The sequence below is a fragment of the Aquabacterium sp. genome (assembly GCF_049317225.1).
Lineage (GTDB): Bacteria > Pseudomonadota > Gammaproteobacteria > Burkholderiales > Burkholderiaceae_C > Aquabacterium.
In genome coordinates this window covers 1-16,831 of record NZ_JBMOIR010000019.1, presented here as the reverse complement: position 1 = coordinate 16,831, position 16,831 = coordinate 1, and the positions used below count along the sequence as shown (strand labels likewise).

At 62.3% G+C, this 16,831-nt stretch carries 22 protein-coding genes; 6 read left to right on the top strand and 16 right to left on the bottom strand.

The window, feature by feature from the left end:
* The first annotated feature begins 72 nt into the window (after positions 1 to 72).
* The 6 genes from ACOYNB_RS11635 to ACOYNB_RS11610 are packed head-to-tail and all read left to right on the top strand — an operon-like array spanning position 73 to position 5,027.
* A complete protein-coding gene (locus ACOYNB_RS11635; protein WP_422839224.1) occupies positions 73 to 900 on the top strand; it encodes an ABC transporter ATP-binding protein in 828 nt (275 codons plus the stop codon).
* A gap of 15 nt (positions 901 to 915) precedes the next feature.
* Positions 916 to 1,827 carry an ABC transporter permease gene (locus ACOYNB_RS11630; RefSeq protein ID WP_422839223.1) on the top strand — a complete coding sequence of 304 codons (912 nt, stop codon included), beginning with the start codon at positions 916 to 918 and terminating at the stop codon, positions 1,825 to 1,827.
* 10 nt (positions 1,828 to 1,837) lie between these two features.
* Positions 1,838 to 2,998, top strand: a complete 1,161-nt coding sequence (locus ACOYNB_RS11625) for an ABC transporter permease (protein ID WP_422839222.1) — start codon at positions 1,838 to 1,840, stop codon at positions 2,996 to 2,998.
* 47 nt (positions 2,999 to 3,045) lie between these two features.
* Positions 3,046 to 4,053: an ABC transporter substrate-binding protein gene (locus tag ACOYNB_RS11620; protein WP_422839221.1), complete on the top strand. Its 1,008-nt coding sequence runs from the start codon at positions 3,046 to 3,048 to the stop codon at positions 4,051 to 4,053.
* 4 nt (positions 4,054 to 4,057) lie between these two features.
* Positions 4,058 to 4,690: a TetR/AcrR family transcriptional regulator gene (locus ACOYNB_RS11615; RefSeq protein ID WP_422839220.1), complete on the top strand. Its 633-nt coding sequence runs from the start codon at positions 4,058 to 4,060 to the stop codon at positions 4,688 to 4,690.
* A gap of 34 nt (positions 4,691 to 4,724) precedes the next feature.
* Positions 4,725 to 5,027: a YkgJ family cysteine cluster protein gene (locus tag ACOYNB_RS11610; RefSeq protein ID WP_422839219.1), complete on the top strand. Its 303-nt coding sequence runs from the start codon at positions 4,725 to 4,727 to the stop codon at positions 5,025 to 5,027.
* Here ACOYNB_RS11610 and ACOYNB_RS11605 read toward each other — a convergent pair.
* The 16 genes from ACOYNB_RS11605 to rpsJ form a co-directional block, all read right to left on the bottom strand.
* Positions 5,024 to 6,262: a Zn-dependent hydrolase gene (locus ACOYNB_RS11605; RefSeq protein ID WP_422839218.1), complete on the bottom strand. Its 1,239-nt coding sequence runs from the start codon at positions 6,260 to 6,262 to the stop codon at positions 5,024 to 5,026. The two genes, ACOYNB_RS11610 and ACOYNB_RS11605, sit on opposite strands and share 4 nt — an antisense overlap.
* A gap of 13 nt (positions 6,263 to 6,275) precedes the next feature.
* Positions 6,276 to 7,721: a dihydropyrimidinase gene (gene hydA / locus ACOYNB_RS11600; RefSeq protein WP_422839217.1), complete on the bottom strand. Its 1,446-nt coding sequence runs from the start codon at positions 7,719 to 7,721 to the stop codon at positions 6,276 to 6,278.
* A gap of 18 nt (positions 7,722 to 7,739) precedes the next feature.
* Complete coding sequence (gene preA, locus ACOYNB_RS11595) at positions 7,740 to 9,050, bottom strand: NAD-dependent dihydropyrimidine dehydrogenase subunit PreA (RefSeq protein ID WP_422839216.1); 1,311 nt, start codon at positions 9,048 to 9,050, stop codon at positions 7,740 to 7,742.
* Positions 9,051 to 9,052: 2 nt separating this feature from the next.
* Complete coding sequence (locus ACOYNB_RS11590) at positions 9,053 to 10,405, bottom strand: NAD(P)-dependent oxidoreductase (RefSeq protein WP_422839215.1); 1,353 nt, start codon at positions 10,403 to 10,405, stop codon at positions 9,053 to 9,055.
* A gap of 241 nt (positions 10,406 to 10,646) precedes the next feature.
* Positions 10,647 to 11,153: a peroxiredoxin gene (locus ACOYNB_RS11585; RefSeq protein WP_422839214.1), complete on the bottom strand. Its 507-nt coding sequence runs from the start codon at positions 11,151 to 11,153 to the stop codon at positions 10,647 to 10,649.
* Between the two features lie 120 nt (positions 11,154 to 11,273).
* Positions 11,274 to 11,543, bottom strand: a complete 270-nt coding sequence (gene rpsQ / locus ACOYNB_RS11580) for a 30S ribosomal protein S17 (protein WP_374256992.1) — start codon at positions 11,541 to 11,543, stop codon at positions 11,274 to 11,276.
* Positions 11,540 to 11,740 carry a 50S ribosomal protein L29 gene (gene rpmC / locus ACOYNB_RS11575; protein ID WP_035037939.1) on the bottom strand — a complete coding sequence of 67 codons (201 nt, stop codon included), beginning with the start codon at positions 11,738 to 11,740 and terminating at the stop codon, positions 11,540 to 11,542. The genes rpsQ and rpmC overlap by 4 nt, the downstream gene beginning before the upstream one ends.
* Positions 11,741 to 11,762: 22 nt before the next feature.
* Positions 11,763 to 12,179, bottom strand: coding sequence for a 50S ribosomal protein L16 (gene rplP, locus ACOYNB_RS11570; RefSeq protein ID WP_422839213.1), 417 nt, complete (start codon positions 12,177 to 12,179; stop codon positions 11,763 to 11,765).
* A 2-nt stretch (positions 12,180 to 12,181) separates the two neighbouring features.
* Positions 12,182 to 13,018 carry a 30S ribosomal protein S3 gene (gene rpsC / locus ACOYNB_RS11565; protein ID WP_422839212.1) on the bottom strand — a complete coding sequence of 279 codons (837 nt, stop codon included), beginning with the start codon at positions 13,016 to 13,018 and terminating at the stop codon, positions 12,182 to 12,184.
* A gap of 14 nt (positions 13,019 to 13,032) precedes the next feature.
* Positions 13,033 to 13,362 (bottom strand): 50S ribosomal protein L22, encoded by a 330-nt coding sequence (gene rplV / locus ACOYNB_RS11560; RefSeq protein ID WP_290728964.1) that lies wholly within the window; start codon positions 13,360 to 13,362, stop codon positions 13,033 to 13,035.
* A 12-nt stretch (positions 13,363 to 13,374) separates the two neighbouring features.
* Positions 13,375 to 13,650, bottom strand: a complete 276-nt coding sequence (rpsS, locus tag ACOYNB_RS11555) for a 30S ribosomal protein S19 (protein ID WP_290728966.1) — start codon at positions 13,648 to 13,650, stop codon at positions 13,375 to 13,377.
* Positions 13,651 to 13,663: 13 nt separating this feature from the next.
* Positions 13,664 to 14,488 carry a 50S ribosomal protein L2 gene (rplB, locus tag ACOYNB_RS11550; protein ID WP_374256987.1) on the bottom strand — a complete coding sequence of 275 codons (825 nt, stop codon included), beginning with the start codon at positions 14,486 to 14,488 and terminating at the stop codon, positions 13,664 to 13,666.
* 2 nt (positions 14,489 to 14,490) lie between these two features.
* The gene (rplW, locus tag ACOYNB_RS11545; RefSeq protein ID WP_374256986.1) at positions 14,491 to 14,805 is read right to left on the bottom strand and encodes a 50S ribosomal protein L23; all 315 of its coding nucleotides are present in this window, start codon (positions 14,803 to 14,805) and stop codon (positions 14,491 to 14,493) included.
* Positions 14,802 to 15,425, bottom strand: a complete 624-nt coding sequence (gene rplD, locus ACOYNB_RS11540; RefSeq protein ID WP_374256985.1) for a 50S ribosomal protein L4 — start codon at positions 15,423 to 15,425, stop codon at positions 14,802 to 14,804. The genes rplW and rplD overlap by 4 nt, the downstream gene beginning before the upstream one ends.
* Complete coding sequence (gene rplC / locus ACOYNB_RS11535; RefSeq protein WP_374256984.1) at positions 15,425 to 16,099, bottom strand: 50S ribosomal protein L3; 675 nt, start codon at positions 16,097 to 16,099, stop codon at positions 15,425 to 15,427. Before rplC ends, rplD begins: the two co-directional genes overlap by 1 nt.
* Before the next feature lie 296 nt (positions 16,100 to 16,395).
* Positions 16,396 to 16,707 carry a 30S ribosomal protein S10 gene (gene rpsJ, locus ACOYNB_RS11530; RefSeq protein ID WP_035037922.1) on the bottom strand — a complete coding sequence of 104 codons (312 nt, stop codon included), beginning with the start codon at positions 16,705 to 16,707 and terminating at the stop codon, positions 16,396 to 16,398.
* Positions 16,708 to 16,831 lie beyond the last annotated feature (124 nt).

The following is a 16,831-nucleotide window of genomic DNA, read 5'->3' as shown; positions in this document are numbered from 1 at the left end:
CGCATCTGGCACAGAACTCGCATGAGAGTGGACAAGCAAACCTGACCAGCCGGTCAACTTTCTGCTGTCCCCATGAATGCACCCGAGATGCTTGCCGATCTGTCCGAACCACCGTCCTCGCTGGTTCTGGGCAAACCTGTCGTTCAGGTCCAGAACGCCAGCGTGATCTATCCGGCGCCGGACGCGCCGGTGCGCGCGCTGCACGAGATCAACCTCGATATCCGTCAAGGCGAGTTCATCTCGCTGATTGGCCCGTCGGGCTGCGGCAAAACCACCTTGCTGCGGGTGATCGCCGATCTGGAGCCCATCACCTCCGGCACCGTGCTGGTCAATGGGCTGACGCCGCACGATGCCCGCCTGGCGCGTGCCTACGGCTACGTCTTCCAGGCGGCGGCCTTGCTGCCGTGGCGCACGGTGCTGTCCAACGTGATGCTGCCCCTGGAGATTCAGGGCACCCCGCCCGAGACCGCTCGCGAGATCGCACGCACCCAACTGGCTCGCGTGGGTCTGTCTCAGTTCGAAAAGAAGTACCCCTGGCAACTGTCAGGCGGGATGCAGCAACGGGTGTCGATTGCCCGGGCGCTGGGCTTCGAGCCCAAGCTGCTGATGATGGACGAGCCGTTTGGGGCCCTTGACGAGATCACCCGCGATGACCTCAACGCCCAACTCCAGCAGTTGTGGCGCCGCGAACAACGCACGGTCATTTTCGTGACCCACTCGATCGCCGAAGCGGTGTACCTGTCGTCCCGCATTGTGGTCATGTCCCCTCGCCCCGGACGCATCGTCAAGGTCATCGACTCCACCTTGCCACCCGATCGCGACCTGTCCATGCGCGACACTCCCGAGTTCATGGCGTTGGCACATGAGGTGCGCGAAGCTTTGGCTGACGGCCATCACTGATGGGGTGAGCGAGCCATGTCATCGACCTCATCCTCCTCTGTATTCAACATTCGGGCCGTGTGGCACCACGTGCTGCCGGTAGGCGTGGTGCTGGCCGTACTGTTGGGCGGCTGGTACCTGGGCGCGGTTGCACTGAATGCACCCGGCGCCATCGAGCGTGTGCTGGGTGGTCCGACGGCTCCCTGGCGCTGGCAGGATTTGATCAGTACGACCTGGTCCATGCAGCGGCCGGTTCTCCCCGCCCCGCATCAGATCGCCGCCGACATGTGGCACAGCATCTGGGACTGGCCAGCCGACAGCCCACGCAGTCTGCTCATGCACACCGCCACCACGGCCGAAGCCACACTGCTCGGCTTCGGCATGGGCACCCTGCTGGGCTTGTTGCTCGCCATCGGGATCGTGCACGCCCCCACGTTGGAGAAGGCGGTGATGCCCTGGATCGTGGCATCGCAAACCGTGCCGGTGCTGGCCATTGCACCGATTGTGCTGGTGGTGCTGGGCAGCTTGGGCCTGACCGGTACCCTGCCCAAAGCCGTGATCTCGATGTACCTGTGCTTCTTCCCGGTCACCGTGGCGATGGTGCAGGGGCTACGCGCGCCCCAAAGCATCGAGAAAGAGTTGCTCTACACCTATGCAGCCAATCGCATGCAAACGCTGTGGATGCTGCGCTTTCCCGCGTCGCTGCCCTTCCTCTTTCCGGCCCTGCGCGTGGCCATCTCTGCGGGCCTGGTCGGCGCCATCGTGGCAGAACTGCCCACGGGTGCCCAGGCGGGATTGGGCGCCCGTCTGTTGACCAGCTCGTATTACGGCAACACCGTTCAGATCTGGTCGGCTCTGCTGATGTCTGCCGTGCTGGGCGTGGCACTGACCGCCGCCGTCAGCACGCTGGAACGTCTGGCCTTGCGTCAGCGTCAGTCCATCCGTTGAGGCTCATGTGATGAACCCACGCGTTCCCGCTCCTGGTGCCGTGTTGGCGGTTGCCGCACTGGCCTTGCTCTGTCTGGCGCTGCCCTACCCCATCCTGTCGGTCGATCCAGGCGACTTCGAATGGCATCCACAAGCCTGGTGGCAAGCGTCATCGGACTGGGGTCTGGCCCTGCAGGGAGGCACCTGGCTGTGCTTGAGTGCCGCCGCACTGCGGGCCTTGTGGCCGACCCGATCAACCGGCATCACCGGTGTCCTGATCATCGTCGCACTGATGGGCGCAGGCGGACTCATTGCCCTGGCCCCGAACGACGAGACCACCGTCCCGGGCGCAGGCTACTGGCTGAGTGCCTTGGCCTTGGTGCTGCTGTGCGTGGTCACCATCCAGCGTCTTGCCGCGCTGTCATCGCTGCGCTGGAGCGCGCACCTCACCGCGGCCCTGTTCGGGGTCTGGCTCCTGCTGATGTGGGAGTTGGGCGTCACCGCCTTTGCCGTGCCCCGCGTGCTGCTGCCGCCACCCTCTGCCATCGCCATCGCCCTGTGGACCCAGACCGATACCTTGTGGGCCGACCTCGTGCAAACCGTGGGCAAGTCCGTGCTGATCGGCTACACGCTGGGCTGCGGCCTGGGCGTCCTGACGGGCATCGCCATCGACAAGATGCCCTTCCTGCAGCGCGGGCTGCTGCCCGTGGCCTCGCTCACCAGCACCATCCCGCTGGTGGGTGTGGCCCCCATCGCCGTGATGTGGTTCGGCTTTGACTGGCCCTCCAAAGCCGCCGTCATCGTGCTGATGACCTTCTTCCCGGCCTTGATCAACACCCTGGCCGGACTGCAGGCCGCCGGCAAGCTGGAGCGCGAACTCATGTACTCCTACGCCGCCAGCTACCGCCGCACCTTGCTGGATCTGCGCCTGCCGGTGGCCCTGCCTTTCATCTTCAATGCGCTGAAGGTCAATGCCTCACTGGCCTTGATTGGCGCCATCGTGGCGGAGTTCTTCGGCTCCCCCACCGTGGGTCTGGGCTTTCGGATTTCGACCGAGGCCTCCCGCATGAACATGCCGCTGGTCTGGGCCACCATCGTGGTCGCCAGTGCGGTGGGCATGCTGGGCTACGCCGCGCTGAGTCGGCTGGAGCGACGCGTCAATTTCTGGCACCCCTCGGTGCGTTCTGCCTGATGGCGATGTTTTTGTTCATGTCCTACCCTTGATCACAGGAGCTCACGATGAACCGCAAGCTGTCCTCCACCTTCCGCCTGGCCCTGGTGTCGGCCGCTGCCGCACTGAGTGTGGGTGCGCACGCCGCTGAAAAGGTCACCCTGCAACTGAAATGGGTGCCGCAGGCGCAATTCGCAGGCTACTACGTGGCACAGGCCAAGGGCTACTACAAGGAGGCTGGACTGGACGTCAACATCAAGCCCGGTGGCACCGATGTGTCGCCCGTGCAGGTGCTGGCCGGCAAGTCGGCCGACGTCATCGTGAACTGGATGCCCGATGCCCTGGCCGCTCGTGAAAACGGCGTGCCGCTGGTCAACATCGCGCAGGTCTTCGACAAGTCCGGCCTGATGCTGACCTGCAAGAAGGCCAGTGGCGTCCACAGTCCCAAGGATCTCAAGGGCAAGACCCTGGGCGTCTGGTACGGCGGCAACGAATATCCCTTCCTGGGCTGGATGGGCAAACTGGGCTACAAACCGGGCAAGGACATCACCATCCTCAAGCAAGGCTTCAACGTCGATCCGCTGCTGCAAAACCAGGCGGCCTGCATCTCGACCATGATCTACAACGAGTACTGGCAAGTGGTGGACGCGGGGGTGAAGGAATCCGATCTGGTCACCTTCTTCTACCAGGACCAGGGCGTGGCCTCGCTGGAAGATGGCCTGTACGTGCTGGCCCCCAACCTGCGTGACAAAGCCTTTGTCGCCAAGATGGCCAAGTTCCTCAAGGCCAGCTTCAAGGGCTGGAACGAGGCCGTGAAGCACCCTGAAGAAGCGGCCAAGATCGTGGTGGCCAATGACACCTCGGGCAGCGCCAGCCTTGCCGTGCAAAAGCGCCAGATGGAAAACGTGGCCAAGTTGATCAGCAACGCCAACACGCCGAAGATGGGCTATCTGGATCCGGCCGCATACGAGCGCACGATCAAGGTGCTGATGGCCGGTGGCAGCGATCCGGTCATCAAGAAGGACCCCGGCAAGGCTGCCATGACCCACATCGTGTGGGAGCAAGCGGCAAAATGAGCGCATGAGCAGCAGCGCAGGCACCAGCAAACGGCAGATTCGTCAACTCAACGAAGCGGCCATCCTGCGCGCTGCCGAACGCGTCTTTGCCCGGGCTGGCTTTGAAGGCGCCACCATGGCCGACATCGCCGACGAAGCCGGCCTGCCCAAAGCCAATCTGCACTACTACTTCGGCAACAAGCGTGAGCTCTACCGCGCTGTGCTGGATGCCGTCCTGCACGACTGGCTGGCTCCGCTGGATGCCATCACCCCCGACGCCGACCCCGCACAGGCATTGCGGCATTACATCGAGTTGAAGATGGCGCTTGCACACGACCGCCCCGATGCCTCGCGCGTCTTTGCCAATGAGCTCTTGCACGGTGCACCCGTGGTGCTCGATTTGCTGCGCACCGACCTGCGCCAGCAGGTCATGGACAAGGCCCGTGTGCTGGACGGCTGGATTGCCGCCGGCCACATGGCCACCGTGGACACCACCCACCTGTTCTTTTCGATCTGGGCGGCCACGCAAACCTACGCTGACTTTGACGTCCAGATCCGGGCGGTGATGCAACAAGAGGCTCTGAGCGATGTCGATCACCAGCGGGCCACCGAGCACGTCGTCAGCCTGATCCTGCGCGGATGCGGCCTGAGTCGCTAAACTCGCGCTCTGTCTTGTCGACCTGCCTTCTCTGATGTTGGACTGTCAGCGCTGCGGCGCTTGTTGTGCGGCTTACCGCGTGTCTTTTTACTGGGCCGAAGCCACAGATGGTGGCGGCGCGATCCCGGTCGAGCTGACCGAACCCCTCAACGCGCATTTGTGCTGCATGCAGGGCACCTCCTCGAAGCACCCTCACTGCGCCGCGCTGCAAGGTCACGTCGGTCAGCACGTGGCCTGCGGCATCTACGAGGTCCGGCCCGAGCCTTGCCGGCTCGTCACGGCCGGTGACCCTCAGTGCCTCAAGGCCCGTGCGGCCTACGGTCTGCCCAACGACTAGTCACGCGCCACGCCAGCCCGGTCCAGCATGGCGTGCAAGAGCACATTGCATCCCGCAGCCAGGTGGGCCGGCTCAGCCGATTCGATTTCGTTGTGGCTGATGCCGTCCTTGCACGGCACAAAGATCATGCCGGCCGGTGCCAGACGCGCCACATACACCGCATCATGTCCAGCGCCAGACACGCACGGCATGTGCGAGTAGCCCAAGGCCTGAGCCGCCTGGCGCACCGCCGACACACAGCCCGCCTCAAACGGCACCGCCGGATAGTGCGACACCTCCTGCACCTGCACCGTCAGGCCGCTGTCCTGCGCCACCTGGGCCGCGTAGGCGCGGATCTCCGCATCCATCTGGCCCAACAGTTCGTTGCTGACGTTGCGCAGGTCCATCGAGAACTTCACCTGCCCAGGGATCACATTGCGGCTGTTGGGGTGCACCTGCACCATGCCCACGGTGCCTCGCCCATGCGGTTGATGGCGCATGGCCACCGCCACCACCTCCTGCATGATGCGTGTGGCCACCTGCAAGGCATCGCGCCGCAGGCCCATGGGGGTGGGGCCGGCATGGGCCTCCATGCCCGTCACGGTGCAGTCGTACCAACGGATGCCCAACACCGCCTCGACCACACCGATGGTGATGCCGTGGTCCTCCAGCACCGGGCCTTGCTCGATGTGCGCCTCGAAATACGCGCCCACCGGGTGCTCGCCGGGCACCTCGTCCCCGATGTAGCCGATGCGGGCCAGTTCGTCTCGAACGGTCTTGCCCTCTGTGTCCTGTGCCGCATAGGCGGTCTCCAATGAAAACGCCTTGGCAAACACGCCCGAGCCCATCATCACCGGCACAAAGCGTGAACCCTCCTCATTGGTCCAGAACGCCACCTCAATCGGGGCCTCGGTTTCAATCCCGTGATCATTGAGGGTGCGCACCACCTCCAGTCCCGCCAGCACGCCATAGTTGCCATCGAACTTGCCCCCGGTGGGCTGGGTGTCGATGTGGCTGCCCGTCATGATGGGCGGCAAGTCGGCGCGGCGCCCTGGCCGGCGCATGAAGACATTGCCGATCTGGTCGATGGTCACGCTCATCCCTGCCTCACGGGCCCAGCCAATCACCAGGTCACGCCCCTGACGGTCAAGGTCCGTGAGGGCCAGGCGGCAGACGCCGCCTTTGGGCGTGCCCCCGATGTCGGCCAGGCTCATCAGCGATTGCCACAGGCGTGCTTCATTGATCAACAAGGTCATGTTGGCTCTCCCTTCAGCGCAACACCGCTTGAGGTGCGTGCATCGCGGCCTTGCGTGACAAGGCATCGAACACTGGGCCAAAGGCCGGGCGCTTGACGTAACGGCCCTGTCCGGGCTCCGCTCGCAAGTCGCCGCAGACATAGGCCAGCCGCCCCCCACTGAGCGTGTGGCTGGGCACGCCCGTCACCGTACGCCCTTCGAAGATGTTGTAGTCGCCCTTCGAGTGCTGCGTCTTCACCGACAAGGTCTTGGTGGCTGCAGGGTCCCACACCACCAGGTCCGCATCGCCCCCCACGGCCACGCATCCCTTGCGGGGATAGATATTGAACAGCTTGGCCGCATTGGCCGAGGTGATGGCCACGAACTCCGACGGCGTCAGCCGCCCCGTGTTCACGCCCGCGTCCCAGATGACGGCGAGGCGCTCTTCCACCCCGCCCGTGCCATTCGGGATCTTGCTGAAGTCCAGCCGCCCCGCTGCCTTCTGGGCCGCACAGAAGGTGCAGTGATCCGTGGCCGTGGTGTGCAGGTGGCCGGCTTGCAGCCCTCGCCACAGCGCCTGCTGATGGTCGGGCGACCGGAAGGGGGGGCTCATCACGTGCGCCGCGGCCACCGCAAAGTCAGGGTGTCGGTAGACGCTGTCGTCCACCACCAGATGCCCGGCCAGCACCTCGCCATACACCCGTTGCCCCTTCGCACGGGCGCGGGCAATGGCCTCCGCCGACTCGGCGCAGGACACGTGCACCACATAGATGGGCACATTGAGCACGTCCGCGATCGCGATCGCGCGTTGCGCTGCCTCGCCTTCCACGGCTGGCGGGCGCGACAGCGGGTGCGCTTCCGGCCCCATCAGGCCTTGGGCCTTCATCTCCTGCTGCAGCAAGAACACCAACTCACCGTTTTCGGCGTGCACCGTGGGCATGGCGCCCAAAGCCAGCGCCTGACGGAAGCTGTTCACCAGGGTCTCGTCATCGGCCATGATGGCGTTCTTGTAGGCCATGAAGTGCTTGAAGCTGTTGACCCCCTCTTCGCGCACCAAGGTGGCCATGTCCGCCTTGACCTGCTCACTCCACCACGTTATGGCCACGTGGAAGCTGTAGTCGGCCGCGGCCTTCTCGGCCCAGCCCCGCCAGGTCTGATATGCCTCGATCAGCGACTGCTGCGGGTCAGGAATCACAAAGTCGATGATGCTGGTGGTGCCGCCCGCCAGCCCCGCTGCCGTCCCGGTGAAGAAGTCATCGGCCGTCACCGTGCCCATGAAGGGCAGCTGCATGTGAGTGTGCGGGTCGATGCCGCCGGGCATCACATACTGCCCGCCCGCATCGATCACAGTGGCCCCCGCCGGCACGCTCAGCTCATGGCCCACTGCCGCAATCTGCCCATCCACACACAGCACATCGGCGCGCTGCTCGCGGTCGGCATTGACCACCGTACCGCCTCGAATCCAGACACTCGTTGACATGGCTTGCTCCGGTTGGCGTCAGGCGCACGATGCGGCCACACTGGGGTTGTTGGGGTGCGCAGTCCAGTTCAAAGGCTCGGCCTTCACCGCTTCTCCGGTGCGCAGATCGATCTCACCCGGCATCAAGTCACGCATCGAAATGCATCCCTCCACCGGGCAGACCGACACGCACAGGTTGCACCCCACGCACTCGTCTTCCTTGACCTCGAAGTGGCGCACGCCATCCTTCGTCGCCGTGATGGCCTGGTGCGACGTGTCTTCACACACTTCATGGCAACGACCGCAACTGATGCACTGGTCCTGGTCGATGACGGCCTTGCTGACATGGTTGAGGTTCAGGAACTTCCAGTCCGTCACCGTGGGCACGGCCTTGCCGATGAGCTGTTCCAGCGAGGTAAAGCCCTTCTCGTCCATGTAGTTGGACAAACCGTCGGTCATCTCCTGCACGATCTTGAAGCCGTAGACCATGGCAGCCGTGCACACCTGCACCGTGCCCGCACCCAAGGCCATGAAATCCAGCGCATCGCGCCAGGTGGTGACCCCGCCAATGCCCGAGATCGGCAACCCGCGTGTCTCCGCCGTGCGAGCGATCTCGGCCACCATGTTCAACGCGATCGGTTTGACCGCCGGACCACAGTAGCCACCGTGCGATCCCATGCCGGCCGTGCTCGGAATCATCGTCAAAGTGTCCGGGTCCACGCCCATCACCGAATTGATGGTGTTGATCAAGGACACCGCATCAGCACCACCCCGCTTGGCTGCCTGCGAGGGCAAGCGGATGTCCGTGATGTTGGGCGTCAGCTTCACGATCACCGGCAGCTTGCTGTAGTGCTTGCACCAGGCGGTCACCATCTCGATGTACTCGGGTACCTGGCCCACTGCGGCGCCCATGCCCCGCTCGCTCATGCCATGAGGACACCCGAAGTTCAGCTCGATGCCATCGGCGCCGGTGTCCTCCACCATGGGCAGAATCCGCTTCCATGAGGCTTCCTGACACGGCACCATCAGTGACACCACCATGGCGCGGTCCGGCCAGTCCTTCTTCACCTGGGTGATCTCTTTCAGATTCAGATCCAAAGGCCGATCGGTGATCAACTCAATGTTGTTGAGGCCAAGGACACGGCGATCCGGGCTCATCAAGGTGCTGTATCGGGGCCCGCTCACGTTCACCACGGGTGGGTCTTCCCCCAAGGTCTTCCACACCACACCGCCCCAGCCCGCCTCAAAGGCGCGCACCACGTTGTAGGCCTTGTCGGTGGGTGGCGCCGATGCCAGCCAGAAGGGATTGGGGCTGTGAATGCCCACGAAATTGCTGCGCAGATCGGCCATGGTCAGAACTCCGAAGACAAAAATGCATGAATGGAGAAGGCCGCTTGTTTCCCTGCCTCCACCGCCTCCACCGTGAGGTCACGACCACCCGCACAGCAGTCGCCCCCCGCCCACACACCGGGTACGGCCGTTCGGCCTGCGGCATCGGTCACGATGCGTCCGCCTTCGACGGTCAGGCCGCACGCGGTCCAGGGCGAGGGTTCCAATTGCTGGCCAATGGCTTTCAGCACCATGTCCGCCTCGATGACCTCGGTACGTGTTGCTCGCACCTGCCCGTCCGGGCCAGGAGTCGCCACGTCGAATGCCACCCCGGTCACATGGGTGTCGCCCAGCAGCGCGGTCGGCGCCATCCAGTGGCGCAAGGTCACGCCATGCGTCTGCGCCCACGCTTGCTCCACCTGCGAGGCCGACATGGCCTCCGGCCCCCGGCGGTACACCATCGTGACCTGCTCGGCGCCCAGCAATTTGGCCTGCACCGCGGCATCCACGGCCGTCATGCCGCCCCCAATCACCACCACCCGTCGCCCCACCGGCAACTTCGACAGGTCGTCGCACTGACGCAAGGCCGCAATGAACGCCACCGCGTCATGCACGCCCGCCAACAGGGCCTCCTTTGGCAACCCCAGTTGGCGCACGCCCCGCAAGCCGATGCCCAGAAAGACTGCGTCGTGTGTGTGCTGCAAGGCCTGCAACTGGGCCGGGTCCTGCAACACATAGTTGGTCTGGACTGTGATCCCGCCGATGGACATCAGCCAGTCAATCTCATGCTGCGCGTAGCCACCAGCGGTCTTGTAACTCGCCAAGCCATACTCATTGAGGCCCCCCGCCTTGTCGTGCGCGTCCATCAAGCTCACGCCGTGACCTTGACGGGCCAAGGTGTACGCACAGGCCAGGCCTGCGGGACCGGCCCCCACCACGGCCACCTTTCGCCCCGTGGGCGCGGCGCGCTGAAACAAGGGTGCGGCGTCCTCACGCATCACCGCGTCCACCGCCACGCGCTGCAAGCGCCCGATCTCGATCGCCTTGCCCTGATGGGTCTGGCGCACGCACACCGCTTCGCACAGCTCTTCGGTGGGGCACACGCGGGCGCACATGCCGCCCAAGGGGTTCGCCTCGAGTATGGTCCGTGCGGCGCCCCTCAGGTTGCCATCGGCGATCCGCCGGATGAACTGGGGCACATTGATCCCGGTCGGGCAGGCAGTCTGGCAGGGCGCGTCGTAGCAGTACAGGCATCGCTCGGCCTCGATCACGGCCTGACCAGGCGTCAGGGGTGGACAGGCATCACCGAATCGCTCGGCGTAGGCCTCAGCGGGCAAACGTCCCGCTTGCACATCGGGGGTGGGGCTCTCGGTCACGCGGCATCTCCTTGAATGCAATCTTGACCAAACGGTCAGGTTTACAGGGATTCGCCATGCTTAAATCGTGCCAAGTCGAAATGGCCGGCCCCCGGGCTCCCCAAGGTCCTCGACACCCACGGACACGCACAGCCCATGTGCATCACGCATGAAAAAGGCGCACAGCCCTTCATGAACTGTGCGCCTGCGTGCATCCACCCGGTGATCGATGCCGCCCTCGACATCGATAGCGGCGACGCGTTTATCCCTTGATCTGTTTCAGCAGGGTGTCCGCGTCGCTGACCGCGTAGCCGCCGCCCTCTTCGTTGTTCAAGATCTTGACCACACCATCCTTGACCAGCATGGCATAGCGGCCCGAGCGCAGCCCCAAGCCCTTTGCACTCAGGTCCAGCGTCAGACCGGTGGCCTTGGCCAGATCCGCACTGCCATCGGCCAGCATGCGAACCTTACCGGCTGCTTGCAACTGACGCCCCCAAGCACCCATCACGAAGGCGTCGTTGACCGACACGCACCAGATTTCATCCACGCCGGCAGCCTTGAAAGCCTCGGCTTGAGCGATGTAGCCTGGCGCATGCTGGGCTGAGCAAGTGGGTGTGAAGGCACCAGGCAAGCCAAACAGCGCAATCGTCTTGCCTTGGAGCGCATCCGGCAAGGTCACCGGATTCGGGCCCAGACTGCAACCCTCGGTCTCGACATCGATGTACTCAAACAGCGTGCAAGCGGGCAGCTTGTCTCCAACTTTGATCATGCGCAGCTCTCCTGTGTAGGGACGTAAAAAAACCGGCTGCCAGTATCCTGGACAACCGGTTTTTGAAGCAGATGGCAGGGCCGAAACCCCGCTGCCTGCATGGCAATCAGATCACAAGAATCAGACGGCCAGAGCCTTCTCGACCAGACGGGTCACAACCCAGCTCTTGGTCTTGGACAGAGGGCGGCTTTCCGTGATTTCGACCACGTCACCGATCTTGAACTCGTTGTTCTCGTCGTGAGCGTGATACTTACGGGACTTGGCCACGATCTTGCCGTAGAGCTCGTGCTTGACGCGGCGCTCGACCAGAACCGTCACGGTCTTGGCGCGGGCATCGCTGACCACCTTACCCACCAGGGTACGGGTCACTTTGGTTTGAGCGTCCGTCATTGGGCGGCTCCTTTCTTCTCGGTCAGAATCGTCTTGGCGCGAGCGATGTCGCGACGAGTCTTCTTCAGAGCCGAGTGGTCATTGAGCTGCTGGGTGGCACGCTGCATACGCAGGTTGAAGTGCGACTTCAGCAAGTCCTTGATTTCAGTTTCCAGTGCGGCCACATCTTTGGCGCGCAGTTCAGAGGCTTTCGCCATAACTTTCTCCTTAGCGCCTAAATTAGATGCCGAACTGGCGGCCAACGAAGGTCGTGCTCAGTGGCAGCTTGGCAGCGGCCAGCTTGAACGCTTCACGTGCGAGCTCTTCAGACACGCCTTGGATTTCGTAGAGCACCTTACCGGGCGTGATTTCAGCCACGTAGTACTCAACGTTACCCTTACCGTTACCCATACGAACTTCTGCCGGCTTGTTAGAGATCGGCTTGTCGGGGAACACGCGAATGAAGATGCGACCACCACGCTTGACGTGACGGGAAATCGCACGGCGGGCAGCTTCGATCTGACGAGCAGTGATGCGACCGCGCTCAGTGGCCTTCAGGCCGAAATCGCCGAAGGACACATCGGCACCGCGGGTGGCAACACCCGTGTTACGGCCTTTGTGCTCCTTACGGAACTTGCGACGATTAGGTTGCAACATGTTTATTCTCCTTTCGCTTCGGCGGCGGGAGCAGCCTTGCGAACGCGCTTGGCATCAGCAGCCACAGCAGCGGACTTGTCGCTACCATCAGCAGGTGCGCCACGGCCGCCACGAGGACCACGACGGTCGTTCGGACGGTCGCCGCGAGGACCGCGACGGTTACGACGATCGTCTTCGCGATCGTCACCCTTCAGCACGGGAGCCTCGCCATTGGCCAGGCGGTCACCGCGGTAGACCCACACCTTCACGCCGATCACACCGTAGGTGGTGTGAGCTTCGGAAGTGCCGTAGTCGATGTCGGCCTTCAGGGTGTGCAGAGGCACGCGACCTTCACGATACCACTCGGTACGAGCGATTTCGATGCCGTTCAGACGACCGGACGACATGATCTTGATACCTTGAGCGCCCAGACGCATGGCGTTCTGCATCGCGCGCTTCATGGCGCGACGGAACATGATGCGCTTTTCCAGCTGTTGCGTGATCGAGTCTGCGATCAGCTGAGCATCGACTTCAGGCTTGCGCACTTCTTCGATGTTCACCGACACAGGCACGTTCAGGCGCTTGGCCAGTTCTGCCTTCAGGTTTTCGATGTCTTCGCCTTTCTTGCCGATCACCACGCCCGGACGAGCCGAGAAGATGGTGATGCGTGCGCTCTTGGCGGGACGCTCGATCAAGATGCGCGACACGGCCGCGTTCTTGAGCTTCTTCTTCAGGAATTCACGAACTTCCAGGTCTTCAGCCAGCATCGAGGCGAATTGACGGTTGGTAGCGTACCAACGCGAAGCCCAGTTGCGGGTGACGGCCAGGCGGAAGCCGGTTGGGTGGATTTTCTGTCCCATTTTCAGCCTCTCGCTTAGTTGCCCACGGTCACATAAATGTGGCAGGTCGGCTTGCTGATGCGGTTGCCACGGCCCTTAGCACGGGCGGTGAAACGCTTCAACGTGGTGCCTTGCTCCACATAGATGGTCTTGACCTTCAGTTCATCGATGTCAGCACCGTCATTGTGCTCGGCGTTGGCGATTGCCGACTCCAGAGCCTTCTTGATGATGCCAGCGGCCTTCTTCTGGGTGAATTCCAGAATGTTCAGGGCTTGGTCCACCTTCTTGCCGCGGATCAGGTCAGCGACCAGACGACCCTTGTCGACAGACAGGCGAACACCGCGAACGATTGCTTTGGTTTCCATCGTCGCTGCTCCTTATTTCTTGGCTTTCTTGTCGCCTGGGTGACCCTTGAACGTACGGGTCAGGGCGAACTCGCCGAGCTTGTGGCCAACCATCTGATCCTGGATGTACACGGGCACGTGCTGCTTGCCGTTGTGCACAGCAATGGTCAGGCCGATGAACTCAGGCAGGATGGTGGAACGACGCGACCAGGTCTTGACAGGCTTCTTGTCTTTTGTTTCGACAGCCTTTTCAACCTTGGCCAGCAGATGATGGTCAACGAACGGACCCTTTTTCAGAGAACGAGCCATTTCAGCCTACCTCTTACTTTTTACGACGCGACACAATGAAGGTCTGCGTGCGCTTGTTGTTACGGGTACGGTAGCCCTTCGTCATGGTGTTCCATGGCGACACAGGGACTTGACCTTCGCCAGTGCGGCCTTCGCCACCACCGTGCGGGTGATCCACAGGGTTCATGGCCACGCCACGAACGGTTGGGCGAATGCCCTTCCAGCGGATTGCACCGGCCTTACCATACTGACGCAGGCTGTGCTCTTCGTTGCTCACTTCACCCAGGGTGGCGCGGCATTCGATGTGCACTTTGCGGACTTCACCGGAGCGCAGGCGAACCTGAGCGTAGGTGCCTTCGCGAGCCATCAGCACAGCGGACGTACCAGCCGAACGAGCGATCTGACCGCCCTTACCAGGCTTCAGTTCGATGTTGTGGATGGTGGAGCCCACGGGGATGTTACGGATGGGCAGCGTGTTACCAGCCTTGATCGGGGCTTCGGAGCCGCTGATCACGGTTGCGCCAGCTTCCAGGCCACGAGGAGCGATGATGTAACGACGCTCGCCATCGGCATAGCACACCAGAGCGATGTGAGCCGTACGGTTCGGATCGTATTCAATGCGCTCGACCTTCGCAGGGATGCCATCCTTGTTACGGATGAAGTCGACCACGCGGTAGTGGTGCTTGTGACCACCGCCCTTGTGGCGCATCGTGATGTGACCGTTGTTGTTACGGCCAGCTTTTTGCTTTTGGGGTTCCAGCAGCGAAGCTTCAGGAGCGCCCTTGTGCAGGTGTTTGTGAACGACCTTCACCACGCCACGACGGCCAGGCGATGTCGGTTTCAGTTTGACGACAGCCATGATTACGCAGCCTCCCCAGAGAAGTTCAGCTCTTGACCGTCCTTCAGAGCCACGAAGGCCTTCTTGGCGTGGTCACGACGGCCCAGACGGCCACCGAAGCGCTTGACTTTGCCCTTTTGGTTCAGGACTTGCACAGACTTCACTTCAACCTTGAACAGCAGCTCAACAGCGGCTTTGATCTCGGGCTTGGTGGCGTCGCGCAGCACCTTGAACATCACTTGACCACGCTCTTCAGCAGCGGCGGTGGCCTTTTCCGAAATGATCGGAGCGACCAGCACCTTCAGCAGGCGGGCTTCATCGAATTTCAGAGTGCTCATGCGAACATCTCCTGCAGCTTGGCGATCGCACCCTTGGTGACCACGACCTTCTTGTAGAAGACCAGGGACAGGGGATCGGCGTAACGGGGCTCAACAACCAGCACGTTGGGCAGGTTGCGTGCAGCCAGGAACAGGTTCTCGTTGACTTCGTCAGCGATCACCAGGACGTGGTCCAGGTTCATGGCCTTCAGCTTGGCAGCCAGCAGCTTGGTCTTGGGGGCTTCGACGTCAATCGAATCCACCACGGCCAGGCGACCTTCACGAGCCAGTTGCGAGAAGATGGCGGCCATACCGGCGCGGTACATCTTCTTGTTGATCTTCTGGGTGAAGTTTTCGTCAGGGCTGTTCGGGAAAATGCGTCCACCCCCACGCCACAGAGGCGAGGAAGACATACCAGCACGAGCGCGGCCGGTGCCCTTTTGGCGCCAGGGCTTCTTGGTGGTGTGCTTGACGGTCTCGCGGTCCTTCTGGGCGCGGGTACCTTGGCGAGCATTGGCTTGGTAAGCGACAACGATCTGGTGAATCAGAGCTTCGTTGTACTCACGGCCGAACACGGTGTCGGAAGCTTCAACCTTGGAAGCAGCCTGACCTTGCTCATTGAGGAGCTCGAGCTGTGCCATCAGTTGGCTCCTTTCTTGACTTTGACCTTCACGGCCGGACGCACGGTGACGAAGCCACCCTTGCAACCCGGAACAGCGCCCTTGACCAGCAGCAGTTGACGAGCTTCGTCAACGCGCACGATGTCGAGGTTCTGCGTGGTGACGGTCTCGTCACCCATGTGACCGGTCATCTTCTTGCCTGGGAACACGCGACCTGGATCCTGGGCCATCGAAATGGAGCCAGGAACGTTGTGCGAACGCGAGTTACCGTGCGAAGCGCGCTGCGAACCGAAGTTGTGGCGCTTGATGGTGCCGGCGTAGCCCTTACCGATCGAGGTGCCTTGCACGTCGACCAGTTGGCCAGCTTGGAACAAAGCGGCAGGAGCGATGGCGCTACCAGCTGCGTATTCAGCGGCGACTTCAGGCGTCACGCGGAATTCACGGGTGATTTCACCCGCTTCCACGCCAGCCTTGGCCATGTGGCCGGCTTCAGGCTTGGTCACGCGCGAAGCTTTGCGCGCACCGAACACCACCTGGAGGGCAGTGTAGCCGTCAGTCTCAACGGTTTTGACCTGGGACACGCGGTTGTTGGACACGTCCAGCACAGTCACAGGAACGGCGTCGCCGTCGTCTGTGTAGATGCGCATCATGCCAACCTTGCGGCCCAGCAATCCGAGGCGATTGCTAAGACTCATGGTTTTTTCTCCAGCCCCACAATTGGGGGCCTTTTACACAAGCCCGACAACGATTGGCCGGGCCGACTCTTTCGGCAGCCGCTGACACTTACGTCCCAGCCACTGCCTTGGGATTTCCACTCCGAGAAGCTTGATCTGCTTAAAAATTAAGCAAGCACAAACCCTCCCATTGCGGGAAAGCCTGCGATCATAACAAAGCACCTCAGGTAACGCAAGCGCGAAGTGGTGCGCCCATGAAAAAACCGCCCGAAGGCGGTTTTCACTGGAAACGTTGAATCCTTGCGGATTCAGCGATCTCATTGCAGCTTGATTTCGACGTCCACGCCAGCAGGCAGGTCCAGCTTCATCAGAGCGTCAACGGTCTTGTCGGTAGGATCGACGATGTCCATCAGACGTTGGTGCGTACGGATTTCGAACTGGTCGCGCGAAGTCTTGTTGACGTGCGGCGAACGCAGGATGTCGAAACGTTGCAGGCGGGTCGGCAGGGGCACGGGACCCTTGACGATGGCGCCGGTGCGCTTGGCGGTTTCGACGATTTCAGCCGACGATTGGTCGATCAGCTTGTAGTCGAAAGCCTTCAGGCGGATGCGGATCTTTTGTTGTGCCATGACACACTTCCTTAAATTAAAGAACGATGACGCCTGCCGGACCGAAGCCCAGCAGGCCGTGTCATGTCAATTACTCGATGATCTTGGCAACGACGCCGGCGCCGACGGTACGACCGCCTTCACG